20 protein-coding genes are annotated in these 22,283 nt (G+C 45.6%); 12 read left to right on the forward strand and 8 right to left on the reverse strand.

The window, feature by feature from the left end:
• The first annotated feature begins 131 nt into the window (after positions 1 to 131).
• Positions 132 to 1,550: a winged helix-turn-helix domain-containing protein gene (locus tag H735_RS10805; protein ID WP_020195411.1), complete on the forward strand. Its 1,419-nt coding sequence runs from the start codon at positions 132 to 134 to the stop codon at positions 1,548 to 1,550.
• Positions 1,551 to 1,737: 187 nt separating this feature from the next.
• A complete protein-coding gene (locus H735_RS10810) occupies positions 1,738 to 2,214 on the forward strand; it encodes a hypothetical protein (RefSeq protein ID WP_009698961.1) in 477 nt (158 codons plus the stop codon).
• A gap of 54 nt (positions 2,215 to 2,268) precedes the next feature.
• Here the strand turns inward: H735_RS10810 and H735_RS10815 are convergent, their stop codons facing one another.
• The 8 genes from H735_RS10815 to H735_RS10850 form a co-directional block, all read right to left on the reverse strand.
• Positions 2,269 to 3,222: a DMT family transporter gene (locus H735_RS10815; RefSeq protein WP_020195412.1), complete on the reverse strand. Its 954-nt coding sequence runs from the start codon at positions 3,220 to 3,222 to the stop codon at positions 2,269 to 2,271.
• A gap of 198 nt (positions 3,223 to 3,420) precedes the next feature.
• Positions 3,421 to 3,798 (reverse strand): hypothetical protein, encoded by a 378-nt coding sequence (locus H735_RS10820; RefSeq protein WP_020195413.1) that lies wholly within the window; start codon positions 3,796 to 3,798, stop codon positions 3,421 to 3,423.
• A 167-nt stretch (positions 3,799 to 3,965) separates the two neighbouring features.
• A complete protein-coding gene (locus tag H735_RS10825) occupies positions 3,966 to 4,391 on the reverse strand; it encodes a phosphate-starvation-inducible protein PsiE (RefSeq protein WP_010650185.1) in 426 nt (141 codons plus the stop codon).
• A gap of 150 nt (positions 4,392 to 4,541) precedes the next feature.
• Positions 4,542 to 5,381, reverse strand: coding sequence for an ABC transporter ATP-binding protein (locus H735_RS10830; protein WP_020195414.1), 840 nt, complete (start codon positions 5,379 to 5,381; stop codon positions 4,542 to 4,544).
• A gap of 36 nt (positions 5,382 to 5,417) precedes the next feature.
• Complete coding sequence (locus H735_RS10835) at positions 5,418 to 6,275, reverse strand: ABC transporter ATP-binding protein (protein WP_009707949.1); 858 nt, start codon at positions 6,273 to 6,275, stop codon at positions 5,418 to 5,420.
• Between the two features lie 9 nt (positions 6,276 to 6,284).
• Positions 6,285 to 8,111: an extracellular solute-binding protein gene (locus tag H735_RS10840; RefSeq protein ID WP_020195415.1), complete on the reverse strand. Its 1,827-nt coding sequence runs from the start codon at positions 8,109 to 8,111 to the stop codon at positions 6,285 to 6,287.
• A 38-nt stretch (positions 8,112 to 8,149) separates the two neighbouring features.
• The gene (locus H735_RS10845; protein WP_020195416.1) at positions 8,150 to 9,193 is read right to left on the reverse strand and encodes an ABC transporter permease; all 1,044 of its coding nucleotides are present in this window, start codon (positions 9,191 to 9,193) and stop codon (positions 8,150 to 8,152) included.
• Position 9,194: 1 nt separating this feature from the next.
• Entirely contained in the window at positions 9,195 to 10,220 is a 1,026-nt protein-coding gene (locus H735_RS10850; protein ID WP_005434432.1) for an ABC transporter permease subunit, read from the reverse strand.
• A gap of 818 nt (positions 10,221 to 11,038) precedes the next feature.
• Here H735_RS10850 and H735_RS10855 point away from each other — a divergent pair.
• The 10 genes from H735_RS10855 (at position 11,039) to spoT (ending at position 22,249) form a co-directional block, all read left to right on the forward strand.
• On the forward strand, positions 11,039 to 13,639 hold the full coding sequence (locus H735_RS10855; protein WP_020195417.1) for a TonB-dependent receptor plug domain-containing protein: 2,601 nt from the start codon (positions 11,039 to 11,041) through the stop codon (positions 13,637 to 13,639).
• Positions 13,640 to 13,712: 73 nt separating this feature from the next.
• Positions 13,713 to 14,477, forward strand: coding sequence for a DUF3450 domain-containing protein (locus H735_RS10860; RefSeq protein ID WP_005434436.1), 765 nt, complete (start codon positions 13,713 to 13,715; stop codon positions 14,475 to 14,477).
• Between the two features lie 3 nt (positions 14,478 to 14,480).
• A complete protein-coding gene (locus H735_RS10865) occupies positions 14,481 to 15,842 on the forward strand; it encodes a MotA/TolQ/ExbB proton channel family protein (RefSeq protein WP_005434439.1) in 1,362 nt (453 codons plus the stop codon).
• A 9-nt stretch (positions 15,843 to 15,851) separates the two neighbouring features.
• Positions 15,852 to 16,379, forward strand: a complete 528-nt coding sequence (locus H735_RS10870; protein WP_009707952.1) for a MotA/TolQ/ExbB proton channel family protein — start codon at positions 15,852 to 15,854, stop codon at positions 16,377 to 16,379.
• Positions 16,380 to 16,404: 25 nt separating this feature from the next.
• Positions 16,405 to 16,812, forward strand: coding sequence for an ExbD/TolR family protein (locus tag H735_RS10875; RefSeq protein ID WP_020195418.1), 408 nt, complete (start codon positions 16,405 to 16,407; stop codon positions 16,810 to 16,812).
• A 4-nt stretch (positions 16,813 to 16,816) separates the two neighbouring features.
• Positions 16,817 to 17,449, forward strand: coding sequence for an energy transducer TonB (locus tag H735_RS10880; protein WP_027726632.1), 633 nt, complete (start codon positions 16,817 to 16,819; stop codon positions 17,447 to 17,449).
• Positions 17,450 to 17,460: 11 nt separating this feature from the next.
• Entirely contained in the window at positions 17,461 to 18,675 is a 1,215-nt protein-coding gene (locus H735_RS10885) for a tetratricopeptide repeat protein (RefSeq protein WP_020195420.1), read from the forward strand.
• Positions 18,676 to 19,029: 354 nt separating this feature from the next.
• Entirely contained in the window at positions 19,030 to 19,653 is a 624-nt protein-coding gene (gmk, locus tag H735_RS10895; RefSeq protein WP_020195422.1) for a guanylate kinase, read from the forward strand.
• A 163-nt stretch (positions 19,654 to 19,816) separates the two neighbouring features.
• Positions 19,817 to 20,089 (forward strand): DNA-directed RNA polymerase subunit omega, encoded by a 273-nt coding sequence (gene rpoZ / locus H735_RS10900; RefSeq protein ID WP_005379346.1) that lies wholly within the window; start codon positions 19,817 to 19,819, stop codon positions 20,087 to 20,089.
• A gap of 39 nt (positions 20,090 to 20,128) precedes the next feature.
• Positions 20,129 to 22,249: a bifunctional GTP diphosphokinase/guanosine-3',5'-bis pyrophosphate 3'-pyrophosphohydrolase gene (gene spoT / locus H735_RS10905; protein WP_020195423.1), complete on the forward strand. Its 2,121-nt coding sequence runs from the start codon at positions 20,129 to 20,131 to the stop codon at positions 22,247 to 22,249.
• Positions 22,250 to 22,283: the final 34 nt, after the last annotated feature.

A 22,283-nucleotide genomic window follows, 5' to 3' on the forward strand; every position in this document is an offset into this window, starting at 1 on the left:
CTTATTTAGGACGGTACAGAGATATCTAAAGAGCCTCGCACTGCGGGGCTTTTTATTTGCTGATGCTTCACTTGCTTCCTATATATAAAACCAATAGTCTTGTGTGGTTACTTCTAAACCACTGAATCGCTATGACTCGTCCGTATTGCTTTGTCCTGCAACATGACTCCCCTATTTCTTTCTATCCTGATAAAAATCAGTTGACGATTGATGGTGAGGAGATTCATTTAGAACCATTGCAAGCAAGATTGCTGAGCTACTTTATCGAGAACCGTGGGAAAGTACTGAGTCCCCAGCAAATCGCAGCCGATGTCTGGCAAAGGACGCAAGTTTCCGACAACTTGGTGAGACAAGTCATTAGTCTACTGCGCAGTCAGCTTCAGGACAAAACGCGTCCGTATCGCATCATTCAAACCATTCCTAAGCAAGGTTACTTATTTGATATAGAAGTGACTGAGCCAAGCATAACGCACACTCCAATCCCTGGAGGATCTACTCCTCTTACTCGTACCGCCAAGCCTAAAAACAAGCGTATGGTTCTAGCTGTAACGGCAATCCTAACGGTTGGGCTTATTGTGGCTTGGGCAGTACAAAATGGTGACATCACTGATGACACAACGGTGATAACAGCGCAACAAAGTGACGTAGTGCCCGTTTATATTCATGATATTACGCTTGATTCCACCAGCAACTTTGAAATGGCAGAAAGCGTATATAACTACCTCTTCTATGGGCTAAATTCAGCCAAAAACCTCTCCGGTTACCACTATTCTCAGCTATCCAAACAAAGTAAGCAGTCTCTTGCCAACCACGGTGTTGAGCTCAAAAGTTGGATTAAGAAAGCAGATGGCAATTATGTGCTTAGCGTCTTGGTGCAAAACAACCATCAACCCAATCAGAGCCAAAAGGTAGAGAAGACGTTTAACCAAGATAACTTCTTCGATGCTATCGGCGATGTGATTTTAGAAATCAAAGCCATCATTGCACCAATGAGTTCCGATTACGAAGTGGCTAGCCACCGCGTGACGTCCATCAGTAACTATGACGATTGGAAAGTGATCTCTGAAGGGATTTCTCTTTTCTATCAAGGTAAGGGTGGTCCCGCTTTTTCGGATATTGCTCAGCAGCTAAATACGATTCAACAACAAGGGCGAGACAGCTATTTGGTTAGTGCTTTGTTGTCTTACTCTGAATCTTTAGCTTACTTACGCGAGCACAAACAAGAAGACCGAGAACAGGCACTTCACTCAGCTAAGCAGGCGTTCGAACTGAACCCACGTTGTGATATTGCCAACCTCACTTTGGGGCTCGCTTTGCTTATCAATCAGCACCCTAATCAAGCCTTCCCGTACTTGTTTTATGCAGCAGAAAGCACGCCAAGCCCAATCAGTTTTTACTTACTCAGCGTGGCTGACAAACTCGCAGATAACCCGAAAGGCTCGCAATACAATTACCAACGCTATACTGAGATGAAAAAAGAGCATAACGGCCAACTGTTTGATCTTATTGAATCTTCACAAAAAGCAAACCTATTCCAAACAGCCAAATAGCCTCAAATAAAGCGGAGTGAAAAAATCGCTGCTCTCGCCTATTGTTAAGTCAGCCTCCCCAATGCTGATGGGTATTCTGGATGTTTGATTTTTGTTTGGAGTTCAACTCGCTTGCCTTGCATCAAGCGTAAAAAACGCGCCTTCCACATACTTGTAAACCAAATCATTCATTTCTTGGGATACACACATGTTGAAGAAGTTTGCCTTTCAGATCATTCCAATCCAGATCTTTCTGTTCGTCTTTTGGTTCAAAAATGGCTTTATCGATAAAGTGATGGGCGTGCTACTTGGTATCATCACGCCTGACACCGCCTATGCAGGTGATACTTGGGCTGGCTGGAAAGGCTATATCGTTGGGACATGGGATAAGAGCCAAGTCGGTCATGCACTGCTGAGCCCAACGTTTGACTTTATGTTCCCGATTCTCATTGCTTTGCAGTGCTTACCGTTTTTACTGGTGATTCGCTCAGTGCTGGCAGGTGAGTTTATGGCTGGTAAAGAACGTCCGTGGCTACTCTATGCGGCTTTTGCATCTCTGTTCGTAACGGGTTGTATGGCTTTCACCCAAACCATTACAGGTGCAAGTGATGGACAATATCTATGGCAATTTATTGGCTTTAGCATGGTTGCCATCATGTATCTGCGTAACGAGCAAGGTAAATAGCATTACCTCAAAAGCCCCAATCAAATGGGGCTTTTTCATGGTGTTTAGTCGGTGTTAAGCATTGATGTTGTTCATACAATGCTCACATAGCACAGGCTTTTGCTCTGCAGACTTCAAGCGAAAACGCTGCCAGAAAGCAGGCTCAGCTTTAGTGACAAAAATACCACCCAGTAATGGCAGTAGTAGAGCGACAGAAACCAACGACAAACTGTTACCCGCAATCCATGTTGAAAGGCTAAGCGCAATCAACGGGAAAAACAGAAAACAGATCGAGGCGGTAAACGGCGTCGACACTTGTCCAAGCTTAAAGTACGCCACAATGCCACCGACGCTAGCAAACATACCGAGATAAATCACAGCGGTAATCGAATCCATCGAGAACTGAGAAAGATCCGGCTGTTCGACAATCAGTGAGGTAGTAAAGAGCAACGCAGAGGCAACAAAGCTTGGAAAGGCGTTGTAAGTCAGCACTGGAATGCCTTTACAGAACTTTTCAACAAACACGTACATCACCGAATGAATCGCGACCGCCCCACCTAAAGCGAGAAAGCCCAGCAGGTAATCCTCTCCACCCAAACTCATCTCTTTCGCTAGAATCAAAACTAAGCTCAACACCGCGACTAAAAGACCAGCAATCTGAGATTTACGTAACCTAAGTCCAAGGAACAGGCTTGATGTCACCATCACCGCAATCGGCATGTTGGCGAAGATGATCGATGCAAGACCCGATGAAATGTATTGTTCACCAAAAATCATCAAGGTAAACGGAATCGCGAAATAGAAAATCGCGACGACGAACATCCAGAACACTTTGCCTTTCGGGAAGAACAGAGGTTGTTTGAGGTGTTTCGCCAACATGATTAATAGCGGCGCAGCTATTAGGAAGCGCAGGCCGGTCGCAAAGATGGGCGGAATAGTTTGCACCGCCACTTCCATCGCAAACCACGTGGTGCCCCAAATCAAGCACACAGACACAAACAAGATAATTGGTAGATGCTTATACGTCATGGCGACCTCCCGCTTGTCGGTTGATAACAAGGTTTGGTAGGCACGCAGAAAGGAGCTCGGTACGAGCAATTAGATTGGTTTTCATTTTTCATTCCCATCACAGGATGGTGCAAATAGAAAGCTATTCACACGCATAACAAATTCACACGACAATTCGTGCAGTAACATTGTTGGCAGCGAAACGCTGCGAGATAGGAATTAAGCTATCGGAGGGCGATAGTGAGAGTGCATGTCTGCACTGGTGTAGAACGCGGCTTTGCTTACCGCCAACTCATCTCGGAATGGAGCTTCATAAGATCTTGGCTGAGTTTCGACAACAGCCGTACCCGATGCGTGACCATGGGAACAACACTGCTTCTCAAAGCATGTTCCGCCCGGCTCACAACACCCCGGCTCACTCTTTTCTTCCGAGCTAAAGGTCAAATCACAATAACTGATATGCAAAGACTCTGTTACTGATGTCATGTGATTTGCTGCGATTGATGGCACTTCTGCACGAGCAATACCGCTTGAAAGCGCAAATGCAATCAAGACACTCAGCAGAAAATACATTGTCGATGTGCGCTTCGCTAGCATCACAATCTCTCATCAAAGCAGTTAGAAAAGGTTAGCGTGAAGATACTCATCAACAAGGTAAGAAACAAGATGGCTTGAGATGACTTTACACTTTTTTACCCCTAAGTCATTGGGATGTGATTTCCCTTCACACAAAAACAAAGCCTCGCATTGGGCGAGGCTTAATGTTATTCGTCTTTTTCAGCGGTTTGATTATCTATATACGGCCAATAATGATGACCTACTCGAATAACCAAGGTTGCCGCCGCCAAGATAAACGCAGCTAACGAGAGCCATACTATCATCACGGAGTCGAGTTCTTTCATACCAAGCGTGATGTAGCGAGCAATCGCCATCATGGCAATGTAGATCGGGTATCGAACCGGTATCTTACCGTTCATCACGAACTGCCCAACCATCGCGAGCACTTCCAGATAGATGAACATTAATAGGATGTCATCGAGTGCAACACGCTTCTGGACGTAAATGTGGACAAACTCTTCCACCATCGCCCACACAGTTGCCAGAGTAATGGCGACTAAAAGCACAGCTTCGAGTAGATGAAAGACTTTCAGAAAGGGACGACTGAATGATTTAGGTAAATGCGACGGCATGGTCAACTATCCAAACAAATCAAGGGAATAAGTTTGCAGTGTAGCACGCTATTTTAAAGAAGCTGAAGACAGAAAATCATCGGAAATAAAAACGCTCCAACTAAGTGGAGCGCTTTTATCTTTTAAGTTGGTTTTATTTGGATGGTGGCGTTACGCCACTTGCTGCTTTTTTTCTGCCAAGCGCTTTTTCTTACGATACTTAGGATGCGTGATTGGAATCGCCGACAACAGCTTCTTGGTGTAATCGTTCTGAGGATTCGCGTAGATTTCTTTCGCGTTGCCCGCTTCCACGACTTTGCCAAAGTACATCACCGCAACCTTATCAGATACATGCTTCACAACAGACAGGTCATGCGAGATAAAGATAATCGCAAGGTTCATCTCTTGTTGCAGTTGCAATAGCAGGTTTAGGATTTGCGCTTGAACCGATACGTCCAACGCTGATACCGACTCATCACAAATCAGCAATTTAGGCTTAAGGGCAATCGCACGAGCAATACCAATACGTTGGCGCTGACCACCGGAGAACTCATGTGGATAGCGGTTTACCGCGGTTTCTGGCAAGCCAACTTTAACAAGTAGCTCTTTCACCCACTGTTTGCGCTCTGAAGACGTACCGATGTTGTGAATCACATACGGCTCTTCGAGAATCATGCCAATCGTATGGCGTTGGTTTAGCGATTCCATTGGGTCTTGGAAGACAATCTGCATGTCCTTACGCAATGAGCGCATTTGCTTCACAGACAATTTGGTGATGTCTTTGCCTTCAAAGAAAATTTTACCTTCAGTTGGCTCGTACAATTTCAAAATAGTACGACCTAGGGTACTTTTACCACAGCCTGATTCACCTACTAGGCCAAGAGTTTCCCCTTCACCTACTGATAGCGACACACCATCAACGGCTTTAATGGTGTAGCCTTTCTTAAACAGTCCCTTACCAGATACAAAGTGCTGCTTAAGATCTTCAATTCTTAATACTTCTTTTGCCATAACATCCTCTTTTATGACTTGTTCACTTTGCACCAGTTAGCTAGCAAACATACTGGCATCGATCGGTTTAATGTCGATCATCTGCTTAGGCTCATTATCTAAACTTGGCATCAAGCCCATCAAACGCTCTGTATATGGGTGCTGTGGGTTATCGAATAGCTCGAAAATCTCGGCCTTTTCAACAATACGACCACCGTACATCACGGCTACGTCATCACACACTTCTGCAACCACACCAAGATCGTGAGTGATGAAGATCATCGCCATGCCCGTTTCTTCTTGAAGCTCGTTCATTAATTCAAGAATAGACGCCTGAACCGTTACATCCAGTGCAGTGGTTGGCTCATCACAAATTAAAATGTCAGGTTTACACGCCAATGCCATCGCAATCATCACACGCTGACGCATGCCGCCGGATAGATTATGCGGGTACTCGTTCAAGCGTTTCTCCGGCATCGGAATTTTTACTTTCGCCAGCATTTCAACAGCGTAAGATTCGCGCGCTTTTTTATCCAACTCAGGACGGTGCAGCTCTAGCACTTCGCAAAGCTGACGACCAATAGAATGCACTGGGTTCAGCGCCGTCATTGGGTCTTGGAAGATAATTGAAATGCGGTCACCGCGCATGGCGTACATTTCTTCCGCTGGTAGCGTGACCAAGTTCGTGCCGCGGTAATCTATCTCACCATTGACGATATTACCGTAAGGTTTCGGTAGCAAACCCATGATAGACATGGAGGTAACACTCTTACCACTACCGGATTCGCCCACAAGGCCGAGGGTACGCCCAGCACGAACATCAAAGTTCACGCCATGGAGCACTTTTACCGGTCCATCGTCCGTGGTGAACTCAACTTCTAGATCTTTAACACTCAGGATTACATCGTTTTCCATAACACATCCTTACAACTTGTACGTGTCATCAACGACAACAACCGGTTCAAAAGTCTTACCCGACTTCATTGCCTTCTGGGTTTCTTTCTTGATGTCTTTATCAATCCAGTACGTACCATCACCAATAATGCCGCCGCTAAATAGTGCTTCGGTCATACGGTTCATTGGCTTCTCTGGCAATTTCAACCAACGCCAATGGCCGTAACGAACGTAAGGCACCATGTAACCCGGAACAATCACATGTGCATCAATAATGTCACGTTGGATTTCATGGCCCAGTTGGATCTTCTTATCCATGTCCATGTTGAAACGGTACTCAATGATTTTCTCATCAAGTTCTGGCGTGCTGTAGTTCGTGAAAGAGTTAGTTTGTGGCTTATTGGCATTCACTGAGTGGAAGTATTCCCAATACGTTGGAATCTCAGAAGTGCCCATATCTAGGAACGCTAAATCGTGCTTTTTCTCACGTACGTATTTAAACATTGATGAGCCATCGATGAGCTTAAGTTCGATGTCCAAACCGGCCAACTTCGCTTGTTCACGCACAAATGCGATACGAGGCGTGTGCACTGGCGTTGCGTAGGTCAACTCGAAACTCAAACGCTGACCTTTGTCGTTAACACGGATACCGTCGGAACCAATCTTATCGAAACCGGCTGCTGCAAACGCTTCAGCCGCTTTTTCTGGATCAAACTTTGGTGCTTTCGCATCTGGCAGGGTGTACTTACCATGCCCGTAGCCTGTTGGGTTTGGCTTACGACTGTAGTCACCGCGCATGATGTTTTCGATCATGCCATCAAAGTCGATCGCGTAAGTGATACCTTTACGAATGTTTAAGTCATCCAATAATGGCATTGCGGTATTCATCCAAACGCCGCCAGCACCTACAGGGTATTGGTTGTAGCCCCAAAACTTCTGAATGTAGCCCTTTTGGTAAGGCGCAGTATCAGACTTGTCGTGCCAAAGGTTAGGTAAAACCAAGCCAAATGAGTCTAGGCTACCTTTTTCAAAGTGCTTCTTGGCAATGTCGTTGTCACGAATAACCGTGATACGAATCTTGTCGACGTTATAACGGTTCTCATAGTACTTATTGGTGTATCCCCACCAATCTTCGCCAACGTGCTTAAAGGTAACACTCTTACCTTTTTTGATATCAGCTAAGTAGTATGCGCTAGTGGTTGGCTCACTTTTGAAGTTGTAGTAACGAACAAAATCATCATGAATACCATCGCCGTTTTCGTCTTTCTTCGGGTTGGCATAGAAGTGAGCAGGACGAGGACGCAGCGCCCCCATTCTTAACAACAGTTCTTCAGGGTTAAGTTCTTTCGCCGCTTTCACCGCAAACGTTAGATCATCGAACTTAATCACATCTTCAACAGTCTTGTTGTAGTAATCGTTGTACCAAGGCTCGAGAATGTCTTTCGAGCGGTAGAACTTCAACATAAAGACAAAGTCGTCGGCAGTAACAGGTTTACCATCCGACCATTTTGCTTCTGGATTCAGTTTGAAATAAACGGTTTTGTTATCACCCGCTAACGCCCACTCATTCGCTAACTCAGGGATGAATTCCAGTGTATCTGGATGACGTACCACCAAGCCCGGCGTTTCATCCAATATATAAGAACGTAAACCTGAGTTCGCATCAGGGCCAACGCTGCGCAAAGTCTGCGGAAAGCTAGACATATACGCTCGGAAAGTACCACCGCGCTTTGCTTCAGGAGAGCCGTATTGAGGCTCATCCCAGTTTGTTTGCCAGTTTAAGTCAGTCGGAAGCGTTGCTGACATCGCACCAAAACTTAGGGCGCTCAGCGTGGACGCTAAAAATAATTTTTTCATAAAACTTCCCTTTTTTATGTTTTGCTCACAATGCTTGCTTAAACATAGCGTGTGAATTTTTTCGGGTCGAAAGCTGCTCGGATTGCTTCACCGATAAAGGTCACCATCACCAGTACCAGTACAATTGAAGCCACTACTGAAGACACAATCCATGGCGAGTCTAGGTTTGACTTACCTTGCTGCAGCAGTTCACCCCAACTTGGTGTTGGTGGCATCAGACCCAGGCCAAGGTAATCTAGCGCGGTCAGTGCCGTGATATTGGCCGCGATAGTAAATGGCGCAAGCGTCACGATCATCACCATGGTGTTTGGTAGGATATGATTAAACAGAATACGACCTGTTGATGCCCCTAGCGCACGCGCTGCCATCACATATTCGCGAGCCGATTCTTTATAGGTCATGGTACGCATGTACCAAGTCATCCCCATCCAACCAAACAGTACGTTAATGGCGACGAACAAGGTAAAGGTGGGTTGCACAATGGATACCAAGATCATGATGACATACAAAAACGGCACCATAGACCACACTTCGATCAAGCGTTGAACAAACAGGTCGAACTTACCACCCCAAAAGCCCATCGCACAGCCAACGGCGGTACCAATCGCGTAAGAGATTGCCATTGTTAGCAGCGCAAATCCCATCGCAGTACGGAAGCCGTAGACCAATCTAGCCAAAATATCACGACCGATTACATCCGTACCTAGGTAGTGTTTATTTTCAGCATCGGGGGCCGTTGGAGGGAAATCACCACTAAAGTCTTGCTCGTATGGGTTCCAAGGAACAATCGGTAGAATCACGAAGTTATCGCCGCCTTCAGCTTCAAACACTTTCTGCAGCTCTCGATAGTCGGCTTCACTCGAAGAAGCTTGGCCAAACTCGCTACCTAAACGTACATTACTGACGACTGGGAAATAGTAACCGCCATCGTATTTCACCATTAAAGCTTTACTGTTGATCAACAGCTCCGAAAACAGAGAAAGGATCAACATGGTGGATAAGATCAAAAACGACCAGTAGCCACGTTTGATTTCTTTAAAGTGACGGATTTTCTTTTGAGTTAATGGGCTAACTTTAATCATATTACGCTCCAAACTTCACACGTGGGTCGACTAAAGCAACACAGATATCTGAAATGATATTGCCGATAAGTAGCAATACCGCGTTGATAGCTACGATGCCCATTACTACAGGGTAGTCACGCTCCATGATGGATTCATAACCAAGCAGACCGATACCATCAATATTAAAGATTACTTCGATAAGGAAAGCGCCCGTCATGAAGAACAACAGCGAGTTACCAAAGTGGGAGGCAATCGGAATCAAGCTGTTACGCAGAGCATGTTTACGCACTGCTTTCTTAAATGGTAGACCTTTAGCAATCGCGGTTCGGATGTAATCAGATGACAAGTTTTCCATTAGGTTATTTTTCATTGTCATCGTTAGCGTAGCGAAGTCACCAATGAGGTAACAGATCAACGGCAATACTGCGTGCCACATGATGTCTTTTGCGCGCTCGAAGAAGGTTTCATAGTCATCAAAGTCGTCTCCGACAAAGCCCCCCATCGGGAACCACTCTAGGTGATAACTGAACAAGGTAATAAGCAGGACACCAACGACGTATCCGGGTAATGCGTACCCGACAAAGATGAGAATAGAAGAAGCGGAATCAAATACGGAGCCGTGTTTAAGCGCTTTATAGTAGCCGAGCGGAATCGAAATAAAGTAACTGATAAAGAAGGTCATTCCGCCATAGAACAAAGACACCGGTAAGCGCTCTGCGATCATGTCAGATACAGGTTCGTAGTATCGAGTCGATTCACCTAAATCTAACGTCACCAAACGGCTTAACCATTCTACGTAGGCTTCCATCACGGGTTTATCCAGTCCGTAAAAAGCGTTTAGCTCTGCAATTTGGTCATCAGATAAGGCGGTGTTGCCACCAGCTGATGTCATAGACGCGGCACCATCACCTTGCGCCTGCATTTGTGAAAGCATGCGCTCAACCGGACCACCTGGCACGAATCGAGTGATAGCAAAGATAAGAATGGTAATCCCGAGAAACGTCGGAATAACCAACGCTAAACGGCGTAAAAAGTACGACAGCATATACAACTTGCTCCTTGTCTACTGTCCATTATTAGGCGGGTTTGGAGAGGAGAATTCCGGCCCAAAATGGTGCATCTCTATCCCGTAGTAACTAAAGCTGTTGAAACACACTCCCTGAGTTTCAAAAGCTAGTTTTTTCCACTACTGCAATAATTTCAGCGTCATATTTATCTTGAATCCAAGTAAGCTTCAAGTGTTTGAATCCAAAACATGACAAACTTCCTCCGATGTCCAAAAACAGAAATGTTTTTGTAAATAATTATAAAAAACCACAAAACCAATTCATACAGAATATCAATCTAGGCACTTTAGAGCCAAAACCCTATATAAACATGCATATATGCAGAATAATTAGACACCCCCCCCCCACTACCATTTGACCTCAAAATACGAGTGAGCCCTTTTATAACGGTGGGTATCATATTCTGATACCACCTTGTGCGATCGAGTTAACATGCCCAGCATTCCATAAAAACCCTCAAGCAGAACAATCATCTAGATTAACGTTTAAATTCAGTGCCAATCGCCCACTTAAAAAGCATAGGCGATATAAGTCATTAGACTTTACAAGAAACACAAAATACGGTGTTTTATTAAAATTTAATCTCAATTTATAAACGTCATGCAGTAAATTATTCTGTGATTTATGTCACCTTTGGTTTTTTACATCTTTTTTACATTTCTTTATCTCTGTTTACCACTGGTTTGACTTCCTTTTTTCATCTCAGGTATACATGTCCGGAACGTTAACGAAATATTAACGTCATAATTGGCCATTATGGCCAGACATAGGAATAATAATAATCGGAGCAACAAGGATGTATAAAAACACAACCGCTTTATCTGTTGCGATCAGCCTTGCACTGGGGACGGCAGCAGTGGCCCCTCTAGCAGCGCAGGCAGAAGAGCAGCAAGTTGAAAAACTACAAAAAATGAAAGTTACTGGTTCGCGTCTAACGCGAGCATCTATGGAAGGAAGCACCCCAGTAGCTGTTATCGGCCGTGCAGAAATTGAACGAGCTGGTGACGTATCTATCGCTGATGTACTACGTAAATCTTCATTTAACTCTTTTGGTTCACACAGCGAACGTTCAGGCAGCTCGGCACAAAGCCAAGCAACCATCTCTCTACGAGGTCTAGGTTCTGAACGTACTCTAGTTCTAATTAACGGCAAACGTCTTCCTGGCTCAGCAGCTATGGGTGGCGGTGCTGCCAACATCAACGTAATCCCTTCTGCAATCGTAGAACGTGTTGAAGTAATGGCCGACGGCGGTTCTGCTGTATACGGTTCAGATGCTGTTGCAGGTGTAGTTAACATCATCTTGAAAGATGAGTTCGACGGCATCAACGTTACGGTTGGTTCAGGTATACCTAGTCAAGAAGGCGGCGATGAGCAGAATGTTGCTTTCGTAATGGGTACAAATGGCGAGAAAGGCAACATCATGTTCTCGTTTGAGCATGATAGTAAAGACGAAATCTACCAACGCGATCGTGACTACCTAAGTTCAACCAATACTGGCTCAGATAACTACTTTGATATGTCTGGTGTAAGTATCTACGGCCGAAACGTTTACCATAACGGCGAGCTGAAAGCGCTGAAAGGTTACGATACAGACGCAACTTGTGATTCATCAAAAGGCTTTGTTGGTCTAACCAACTACCCAGGCCTAGGTGATATCTGTGGTTACGACTACACGTCAGAAGCGGCACAAACAGCTTCACTAGAGCGTAATACTGTTTTTGTTAACGGTAATATTTTCCTAAATGACGACACAACGTTCAATGCACAAGTGCTTTTGAACCGCAACGAAAGCTTCGGTCGTTACGCTCCTGCAGCAGGTTGGTTTGAAGTTGACCCAACAACGTCTGGTGGTTCTGATTTCTTCACAGAGAATGGTCTAGATCCAGCAGCAGGCCCAGCTCGTGTTTACTACCGTTTCAACAACGTAGGTACACGTGACAACAACGTAACTGACTTCCAAGCTGATTTGAAGGCAGGCCTAGACGGCACACTTTACACAGATAGCTTCGGTGATGTGGTTTGGGAAACAGGTTACCAGCTTAACTTCTCGAACAGTAACGAAATTGGTACAGGTTACGTGTTCCGCTCACCGGCTGAACAGCTAGCGAACTCAGGCGAGTTTGTAAACGGCGAGTTCAGTGCTGATGCAACGAGCGACCTAGCAGCCGGAACAAGCCGCGAAACGCAAATGGAAATGCACAACTTCTACGGTGGTCTTCAGTTTGACCTAGCAGAAATCGGTGACGTTACCATCCCTGTATATATTGGTGCAGAGTTCACAACTTACGACTACTTTGACCAATACGATCCACAAAGTGAAGCAGGTAACATCATCGGTAGTTCTGGTAACTCAGCAGGTGGTGACCGTGAAACTTACGCGCTTTACGCAGAGTCTCTGATCGCGTTTACCGATGAGTTAGAGATGAACATTGCGGCACGTTACGACCACTACAGTGACTTTGGTAGTGAGATTTCACCAAAAGCATCATTCCGTTACCAACCTCTTGATAATCTAATGTTCCGTACAGGTGCGGGTATGGGCTTCCGTGCGCCAACATTAGCAAACCTTTACGGTGCGGATAGCTTCTCTGCCGACGAAGCAAAAGACTACGTTTACTGTCAAGCAAACGGCATCTCTGACGCAGACTGTCCAGAAACTCAGTACGATGTAACTCGTACATCAAACGAAGATCTAGATGCTGAAACGTCAGTTTCATTTAACTTCGGTGTAAGTTACTCACCAATCGAAGATCTAGATCTAACACTTGATTACTACAACATCAGTATCGATGACGTAATCACGCTTAACTCTCTACAAAGCATGATCGACCAAGAGCGTAGCAGTGGTGTTGCTAACCCGAACATCGAACGTGATGCAACAGGCCGTATTACACACGCAACAGCAGGCCTAGAAAACTTAGGTACTCTAGATACTTCAGGTCTTGACCTGAAAGTTGGTTACCGTTACGACTTCGACTCAGCCGTTCTACGTTACGACTTCATGGGTAGCTATGTTCTTGACTACAGCGCACCTGAATACGTGAATGGTCCAGTGAACAACCAAGTTGGCCGTAATGGTCTACCTGAGTACCGTTTCAACACAGGTGTTGGTCTTAACTTCCTAGAAGAGCACGATGTTTACCTATCAGCAGACTACATCGCGTCACAAGCACAAGACGTTGATGAGAACTACAACAAGACAGGTAACATCCCATCGCAAACAATCTGGAACGTAGCATACAACTACCTAGCTCCATGGGATGCGAAGTTCACTGCAGGTGTACGTAACCTTACCGATGAAGACCCAGCGTTTGAGTCTGATGGTGTGACTTACGATGCTGACCTATACAGCATTCAAGGCCGCGTTTACTTCGTGAAATACTCTCAAAACTTTTAATTAAAACCTTTGGCGCAGGAGCTTTTCCTGCGCCCCTCTCGACTGACTTTTATACACTGACAAGGATGCAACTATGACGTTAAAGGAATTTGGCGTAAGTGCAGTTACTGCCGCGATACTAACGGTAAGTGGAGCAGCTGTTGCTGCGGACTCTGGTACCGTTGTCGCTAACCAAGCAAAGACAACGAAGTCTTCTCAGGCTTCACAACAAAAAATCGATACCTATGCTGAAAGCACTGAAGGCATGTTGGCTGAATACAAAGGCCTACTGCGTCAGATCGACAGCATGAAAGTCTACAATGAGCAAATCAACCGCATGGTTCAATCTCAGCAGGGAGAGCTGGATTCATTGAACAGCCAGATTGCTCAAATCGACCAGACAGCAACAGAGGTTGTGCCTCTTACGCTAAAAATGATCGATGCCCTAGATGAATTCGTTACTCTGGATCTACCATTCCAAAAAGAAGAGCGTACTAAACGTGTCGTTGAGTTACGTGACCTAATGGATCGCGCAGACGTAACAACTTCAGAGAAATTCCGTAAAGTGATGGAAGCCTACCAAATCGAAGAAGGCTTCTCTCGCTCAATTGAATCTTACAAAGCTAGCCTAGAGCGCAACGGTGAAACCGTGACTTACGACTTCCTACGTATTGGTCGTACTGCGCTTCTATTCCAATCTCCGGATGGCGGTGAAACAGGCATGTGGAACCAACAAACTCGTCAATGGGAATCACTACCGGAGAACTACCGTATCGCTGTACAGCAAGGCCTTCGTATCGCTAAGAAACAAGCGCCACCAGCGCTGATCAAACTGCCTGTATTTGCTGGGGAGGAATAAGAAATGAAAGGATTCAAAACTCTAGCCGCTGGTTTGCTAGCGAGCTTATTCATGATTTCTGGTGCACAAGCTGAAGCACCTCAGAACCTATCTGAGCTACTGAAAAACGTAAAATCAGAAAGTATCGTTGAATCAAAAGAGAACAAAGCTCGTGAAGCTGAGTTCAAAAACAACCGTGACCAACAAGCAGCACTTCTTGAAAAAGCTCGTGCAGAACTTGCGGCGCAACAAGCACTTGGTGATGAATTAAAAGCCACGTTTGACGAAAACGACAAACAGCTAACCGAACTGACAGAAACACTGCGAGTTCGTTCAGGTACTTTAGGTGAGATGTTTGGTGTGGTTCGCCAGTATGCTGGTGAGTTTAAAGGTCTATTTGCCGCTTCGCAAAATGCCGTTCTTTTCCCTGAGCGTGATGCACTGCTGTCTAAACTAGCAGAAAGTAAAGAGCTACCATCAACGCAAGAGCTTGAAGCATTTTGGCACACGATCCTACAACAAGTCGTAGCTTCAGGCGATACAACAACAGCACCAGCAACCGTTGTATACGGCGAAGGTAAAGAAGCGGTCCGTGACGTAACCCTAGTTGGTGAGTTTAACGCAATTGCAGATGGCAAATACGTAACTTACGTACCTCAAACAGGTAAGTTCGAAGAGCTATCACGTCAACCAAGCAAAAACATCACTCGTCTTGTGGGTGGTTTTGAATCAGCAGACGGCACATACGAACCACTGTTTATCGACCCATCTCGTGGTGTGATTCTGTCTCTATTAGTACAAAGCCCTACTGTTCAGGAGCGTATTGACCAAGGTGGTATCGTTGGTTACGTCATCCTAGGTATGGGTGCAATTGGTGCACTTATCGCTCTCGTTTGTTACCTACGTCTATTGGTTATCGGTGGCAAAATGCGCAAACAAGCGAAATCTGACACTGTTATCCCTGGCAATCCATTGGGTGAAGTTATCCAAGCTTACCAAGAACATAAAGGTGACAACCTTGAAGATCTTGAAGCGAAACTGGATGAAATCATCCTGCGTAACGCACCGAGCATTGAACGCTTTATCAGCTCAATCAAACTGTTCGCTTCTGTAGCACCTCTTCTAGGCCTACTAGGTACGGTTATGGGTATGATCGGTACGTTCCAAGCAATCACACTATTTGGTACAGGTGATCCGAAGCTAATGGCTGGCGGTATCTCAGAAGCACTTGTTACTACGATGCTTGGTCTGGTTGTCGCAATTCCTCTGCTGTTCCTGTACACAATCGTACACAGTAAAGGTCGTCGTTTGGTTCAAACTCTTGAAGAACAGAGTGCAGGCTTCATCGCTCGCTATCAGGAAAAACTACATAAAGCCGAAAGCTAAGGAGGCGTTATGTGGTGGTTAGTTGGAGAACTTGAATCAATTAGGCGCTTCTTGGGAATGGGTGGTGATGTACTTGTCGCCATCTTTATCCTCAGCTTCATGTTATGGGCAGTCTTACTAGAACGTTGGTTTTACTTCGCTGCCGTCGCTCCCAAAGCAATGAAAAAAGCCGTTAGCTTTTGGGAAGAGCGTTCAGAACATAAAAGCTGGAACGCAAAGATGATCCGACAAGAAATGGTTTCTCGTCAGGATATTGAGAATAAAAAGGGACTGCCAATCGTCAAAGTATTGATTGCACTTTGTCCCCTACTTGGCTTGCTCGGCACCGTTGTCGGCATGATTCAAGTATTCGACATCTTAGCGGTAACAGGAACAGGAAGCCCTCGAGCAATGGCCTCGGGGATCTCAAAGGCAACAATCCCAACACTAGCGGGAATGGTGGCTTCACTATCAGGACTTTTCTTTAGTACACGTCTTGATCATTTAGCCAAAGTCACCACGCAGAAGCTTGAAGACAAGCTAAAGCACATTGCCTGAGTAAACGGAATTAGAGGTATAGGTCATGAAGAGACGCTATAGCAATGACAGCAGCGAAGAAGCTGCTATCGATATGACCCCGATGCTAGACATCGTGTTCATCATGTTGATCTTCTTTATCGTAACAACATCGTTTGTTAAAGAAGCAGGTCTTGAAGTCAATCGTCCGACGGCGAGCTCAGCGCAAACCGTTAAGAAAGGTAACATCATGGTTGCCATCGGTGCAGCGGGTGATGTTTGGGTTGATAAACGTCGTATTGAAGTTGACGCCGTACGTGCCAACATCGAACGTCTACGTGCAGAGAGCCCAGATGGCGCGGTTGTTATCCAAGCGGATACGGAAGCTAACGCTGGCGTAGTCGTGAAGGTTATGGACCAGATTAAGATGGCAGGTGTAGAAAGCATCTCCATTGCCGCAACCAATAAGGATTAAGCCTATGCGGTATCTGGCCTCAATTGCACTGGCGCTCATTGTCTCCCTCGGATTGTTCTGGGGGATGGACAAGCTAGTAAACAAAGAGCGCCACGAGCTAGTGTCGAATGATGACCTACGTATGGTTGAATTCATTCGCATTAAACCGGACGAAAAAATACAGGAGAAAAAACGCGAACTTCCGAAACCACCACCACCGAAGCGTCCGCCACCGCCACCTGAAATGAAGGTGACGTCAACGGTAAAACCGGTGATGGATCAAATCCCAATGGACATGCCAAAACTTGATCTTCCAGTTAACGTAACCGGTGGTTCAGTACTTGGACACTACACCCAAGGTGGTGGTGCTAAGTTGGCAGGTAGCGGAGGCCCAGTTCCTCTTGCGACTTTCCAGCCTCAAATGCCTCGTAAAGCAGCGAGATCGGGATTAGAAAAAGGTATCGTACTCGTAGAGTTTACGGTTAACGAACGTGGTGGCGTACAAGACGTCAAAGTCTTAAAAGAATCTCCACGTAAGTTGGGCTTGGGTAAAGCGGCGAAGAAAACTGTATCAAAGTGGACTTTCAAACCAAAAATGGTTGATGGCCAAGCGGTTAGCTCTCGTCTTTCTCAGGAAATCGAGTTCTCTACGAACTAAGGAGTCGCAATATGAAAGCATATACTAAGTTGTTGGCTTCTCTGGTGTTTATCTCAGGCGCGTATGGCGCGCCTGCTTTTGCCAATACTCCTGAGTTGTCTGACAGAACATTCCGAACCGTGAACAAAGTTCAGGAACTGATTGCAACTGAAAAATACTCGGATGCAATCTCTAAACTGAACTCTGCCTTGGGAAGTACCAAGAAAAAGAAATACGACCGCGCCGTGTTACTTCAACAGATGGGCTTTCTGTATTCTTTAAAGGACGATTACCCAAAAGCAGCGAAATACTTTGCTGAAGCACTCAAGTTAGATGCTTTACCAGTACTCGTAGCTCAACAGGTTCGTTATAGCCTTGCACAGCTTTATCTAGCAGAAGGCAAATTTAAGCAATCCGTTAATACAATGAACGAGTGGTTCAAGATTGCTGAAACAACAGAGGAAAAACCTCAAGCACATGCTTACATCACATTGGCAAGTGCTTACATTCAACTAGAAGATTACCGCAACGCAATTCCGCCAACCAAAAAGGCAATTGCAATGACGAAGAACCCTAGTGAATCTTGGTATCAACTGTTGATGTCTGCTCACTATGAATTAAAGCAATTCAAAAGTGTTGCTGGCGTGCTAAAGATCTTGACTACGAAGTACCCGCAAAATAAGCGTTACTGGACTCAATTGTCTGGTATTTACATGGAACTCAAACAAGAGCGTAATGCCCTTTCGACTTTAGAAATGGCTCATAAAATGGGTCTTTTAGAGGGAGAGAAAGAGTATCTACGTTTAGTGAACTTCCAAGCTTATCAAGGTGTACCTTTCCGTGCGGCTAAAACAATGCAAACGTCGATGGAAGAAGGTCATGTTGCGCGTAATGCTGAAAACTTAGAGAAGCTAGCGTCTTTCTGGCAACAAGCTCAGGAACTGGATAAGTCGATTGAGACCTATGTCGCGGCTTACCAATTAGCACCAAAAGCCAAAACGCAGATCAAGATTGCTCGTTTGATGATCTTGGATAAGCAGTACTCTGCAGCAACCAAGTTTGCGAAGAATGCAGCTCCAGACGCCAAACGCGATGATAAAGGTGAACTGAACTACATTCGAGGCATGGCTTATTTTGAGCTCAACCAGCCAAGTAATGCACTTAAAGCAATGAAGAGTGCTGCTCAATCACCTGACATGAAAGCAGTAGCTAGCCCTTGGATAAACTTCTTAGAGTCACAAGGCTAGTCACTGAAAAGCAGTAACGTGCAACGGTAAAGTTGCTCCGAAGATTAAGTGTGAGTCAGTCGCACGCCTGGGGAAGTGAAAGCTTCCCCTTTTTTCGCCTCTATATATAGAGGGAGAAGTCATCCCACACGTCAAAGATCAAAAAGATCGGCTAGCAACCACAGGGAGTTCATGATACTCTTCGCCTCCATTTTTCTGGCGGGTTTATCACCAATCCTGAGTGGTTTGGTGGAGAAATCATCAACGTCAGTGCTATCGTTATACCAATCTCGCTGATAAGCATCATTGGCATAACTACAAGGTCGAGACTTCTTTTCGGCATTCACTCAATCCAACCAAAAGTGGAACAGTACAATGGGCAAAGGTACTCTCTATATCGTATCTGCACCTAGCGGCGCAGGTAAATCTAGCTTGATCTCAGCAATGTTGGAACGTAACCCAACATACGCAATGAAAGTGTCTGTGTCTCATTCTACTCGTGGCATGCGCCCTGGCGAAGAAAACGGTATCCACTACCATTTCGTCGCAAAAGAAGAGTTCGAAGCTCTGATTGCACAAGGCGACTTCCTAGAATACGCGGAAGTGTTTGGTAACTACTACGGCACATCACGTGTATGGATTGAAGAAACGCTAAACAAAGGCATCGACGTTTTCCTAGACATCGACTGGCAAGGCGCGCGTCAAATCCGCGAGCAAATGTCAGAAGCGAAAAGCATCTTTATCTTGCCGCCATCAAATGGCGAACTTGAGCGCCGCCTAACCACTCGTGGTCAAGACAGCGATGACGTTATCGCAAAACGCATGGCAGAAGCAAAGTCAGAAATCTCGCACTACAACGAGTACGATTATGTGATCGTAAACGACGATTTCGATACAGCATTGATGGACTTTAAAGCCATCCTACGTGCGGAAAGATTGAAGGAAGAAAAGCAAGCTGCTAAATATAAAGGTATGCTTGACGCACTTCTAGCAGAGTAATTCTGCGCAGAAACACAAATTTTCGCTTCTTTATTACGGTAAGGAAGCTTATATTGCTTATATAGAAAGTCATTGTTGTTGCACGTCTTATCGCTAGTAAATATTACGCTGAGACTGTATACTTTCTCGTCATTCAAAATTTAGTTAACTATTTGGAGTCCTCATGGCACGCGTAACTGTTCAAGACGCTGTTGAAAAAGTTGGCAACCGTTTCGACCTAGTACTGATTGCGGCTCGCCGCGCTCGTCAAATGCAAACTGGCGGTAAAGATGCACTAGTGCCAGAAGAGAACGATAAGCCAACGGTTATCGCTCTACGCGAAATCGAAGAAGGTTTAATTACTAAAGAAGTTCTAGACGCTCGTGAACGTCAAGAACAGCAAGAGCAAGAAGCGGCAGAGCTAGCGGCAGTAAGCAGCATCGCTCACAACCGTTAATTCTGACTTTAGAATTCAACAACCTCCCGGGCCTATAATTTGTATCTATTCGATAGCCTCAAAGACGTTGCCCAAGAATACCTAACAGAGCCTCAAATTGAGGCTCTGCGTCAATCTTATGTGGTAGCAAGAGATGCCCATGAAGGGCAAACCCGCTCAAGCGGTGAACCATACATCATCCACCCAGTCGCTGTGGCTCGAATCTTGGCCGAAATGCGCCTCGATATCGAAACCCTCCAAGCTGCTTTGCTGCATGACGTCATCGAAGACTGTGACGTTACAAAAGAAGATCTCGAAGAGAAATTCGGCAATACCGTCGCTGAGCTGGTTGATGGTGTATCTAAACTGGACAAACTCAAATTCCGCGATAGGAAAGAGGCTCAAGCCGAGAACTTCCGTAAGATGGTTCTGGCGATGGTGCAAGACATCCGCGTTATCCTGATCAAACTGGCTGACCGTACGCACAACATGCGCACGTTAGGTGCCCTGCGCCCTGACAAAAAACGCCGTATTGCTCGCGAAACACTGGAAATCTACGCGCCACTGGCTCACCGTCTTGGTATTCACAATATCAAAACGGAACTTGAGGAGCTTGGCTTCGAAGCGCTTTACCCGAATCGCTACCGCGTTCTAAAAGAAGTGGTAAGAGCGGCACGTGGTAATCGTAAAGAGATGATCCAACGTATTCACAGCGAAATTGAAGGTCGACTCGAAGATGTTGGCTTGAATGCGCGCGTGTTAGGTCGTGAAAAAAACCTGTTCTCCATCTATAACAAGATGAAAACCAAAGAACAGCGTTTCCACACCATCATGGATATCTACGCTTTCCGAGTGGTTGTTGATACTGCCGATACTTGTTATCGCGTTCTAGGCCAAGTACACAGCTTGTATAAGCCGCGTCCTGGTCGTATGAAAGATTACATTGCGGTACCAAAAGCGAACGGCTACCAATCGCTGCATACTTCTATGGTTGGCCCACATGGCGTGCCAGTTGAAGTTCAGATCCGTACCGAAGATATGGATCAAATGGCGGACAAAGGTGTCGCTGCGCACTGGTCATACAAAGACAAGGGCGATAAGTCTGGCACAACAGCGCAAATGAAAGCTCAGCGTTGGATGCAAAGCCTGCTTGAGCTACAACAAAGCGCCGGTAACTCATTCGAATTCATTGAAAACGTAAAATCGGATCTGTTCCCAGATGAGATTTACGTCTTCACACCAAAAGGTCGTATCGTTGAATTGCCATTAGGCGCAACGGCTGTCGACTTTGCCTATGCCGTACATACTGATGTCGGTAACTCTTGTGTTGGTGCTCGTGTTGACCGTAACCCTTACCCACTAAGTAAGGCACTGAAGAACGGTCAAACAGTAGAAATCATCAGTGCACCAGGTGCGCGTCCAAACGCAGCTTGGTTGAACTATGTCGTGACTTCTCGCGCTCGCACTAAGATTCGTCAAGTATTGAAGACCATGCGTCGTGAAGAGTCGATTACCTTAGGGCGTCGTCTACTGAATCACGCTTTAGGTCGTCATTCGATTGATTCAATCTACCCAGAAAACATCCAAGAAGTGCTGACTGATCTGCGCCTAGAAAGCGTCGATGATCTGCTAGCAGCCATTGGTTTGGGTGAATTGATGAGTATCGTCATCGCGCGTCGCTTACTAGGTGACACTGATGAATTGACCACCACAAGCTCAATTCCAAACGAGTCTAACAAGAAACTGCCAATCCGTGGTGCAGAAGGTCTGCTACTGACTTTCGCAAATTGTTGTCACCCTATCCCGGATGACCACATCATTGCTCACGTATCACCAGGTCGTGGTCTTGTCGTTCACCGTGAAACGTGTCCAAACGTTCGCGGATACCAGAAAGAACCAGACAAATACATGGCAGTCGCTTGGTCTGAAGAGTACGACAAAGAGTTCATTGCTGAACTGAAAGTCGATATGCTCAATAACCAAGGTGCGCTAGCGGAATTGACCAATGTGATTTCGAAAACCGGTTCGAACATTCACGGTCTTTCAACCGAAGAACGCGACGGTCGTTTGTACACCGTTACCGTTCTGCTAACCACCAAAGATCGTGTTCACCTTGCTGGCATTATGCGTAAGATTAAAACCATGCCACAGGCGACTCGAGTCAGACGAAGAAAGAACTAAACTCTATCGCCACCCACACTCTGGGTGGCGATTT

Source organism: Vibrio owensii CAIM 1854 = LMG 25443 (assembly GCF_000817815.1).
Lineage (GTDB): Bacteria > Pseudomonadota > Gammaproteobacteria > Enterobacterales > Vibrionaceae > Vibrio > Vibrio owensii.

What these genes read in the sequence shown, in the direction of transcription:
- H735_RS10830 (WP_020195414.1), bottom strand. Translation starts at nt 5,381, where the DNA reads ATGGCAAAAGAAGTATTAAGAATTGAAGATCTTAAGCAGCACTTTGTA.
- H735_RS10815 (WP_020195412.1), bottom strand. Translation starts at nt 3,222, where the DNA reads ATGACGTATAAGCATCTACCAATTATCTTGTTTGTGTCTGTGTGCTTG.
- H735_RS10805 (WP_020195411.1), top strand. Translation starts at nt 132, where the DNA reads ATGACTCGTCCGTATTGCTTTGTCCTGCAACATGACTCCCCTATTTCT.
- H735_RS10860 (WP_005434436.1), top strand. Translation starts at nt 13,713, where the DNA reads ATGACGTTAAAGGAATTTGGCGTAAGTGCAGTTACTGCCGCGATACTA.
- H735_RS10875 (WP_020195418.1), top strand. Translation starts at nt 16,405, where the DNA reads ATGAAGAGACGCTATAGCAATGACAGCAGCGAAGAAGCTGCTATCGAT.
- H735_RS10870 (WP_009707952.1), top strand. Translation starts at nt 15,852, where the DNA reads ATGTGGTGGTTAGTTGGAGAACTTGAATCAATTAGGCGCTTCTTGGGA.
- H735_RS10885 (WP_020195420.1), top strand. Translation starts at nt 17,461, where the DNA reads ATGAAAGCATATACTAAGTTGTTGGCTTCTCTGGTGTTTATCTCAGGC.
- gmk (WP_020195422.1), top strand. Translation starts at nt 19,030, where the DNA reads ATGGGCAAAGGTACTCTCTATATCGTATCTGCACCTAGCGGCGCAGGT.
- H735_RS10820 (WP_020195413.1), bottom strand. Translation starts at nt 3,798, where the DNA reads ATGCTAGCGAAGCGCACATCGACAATGTATTTTCTGCTGAGTGTCTTG.
- H735_RS10880 (WP_027726632.1), top strand. Translation starts at nt 16,817, where the DNA reads ATGCGGTATCTGGCCTCAATTGCACTGGCGCTCATTGTCTCCCTCGGA.
- H735_RS10825 (WP_010650185.1), bottom strand. Translation starts at nt 4,391, where the DNA reads ATGCCGTCGCATTTACCTAAATCATTCAGTCGTCCCTTTCTGAAAGTC.
- H735_RS10850 (WP_005434432.1), bottom strand. Translation starts at nt 10,220, where the DNA reads ATGCTGTCGTACTTTTTACGCCGTTTAGCGTTGGTTATTCCGACGTTT.
- H735_RS10810 (WP_009698961.1), top strand. Translation starts at nt 1,738, where the DNA reads ATGTTGAAGAAGTTTGCCTTTCAGATCATTCCAATCCAGATCTTTCTG.
- H735_RS10845 (WP_020195416.1), bottom strand. Translation starts at nt 9,193, where the DNA reads ATGATTAAAGTTAGCCCATTAACTCAAAAGAAAATCCGTCACTTTAAA.
- H735_RS10855 (WP_020195417.1), top strand. Translation starts at nt 11,039, where the DNA reads ATGTATAAAAACACAACCGCTTTATCTGTTGCGATCAGCCTTGCACTG.
- H735_RS10835 (WP_009707949.1), bottom strand. Translation starts at nt 6,275, where the DNA reads ATGGAAAACGATGTAATCCTGAGTGTTAAAGATCTAGAAGTTGAGTTC.
- H735_RS10865 (WP_005434439.1), top strand. Translation starts at nt 14,481, where the DNA reads ATGAAAGGATTCAAAACTCTAGCCGCTGGTTTGCTAGCGAGCTTATTC.
- rpoZ (WP_005379346.1), top strand. Translation starts at nt 19,817, where the DNA reads ATGGCACGCGTAACTGTTCAAGACGCTGTTGAAAAAGTTGGCAACCGT.
- H735_RS10840 (WP_020195415.1), bottom strand. Translation starts at nt 8,111, where the DNA reads ATGAAAAAATTATTTTTAGCGTCCACGCTGAGCGCCCTAAGTTTTGGT.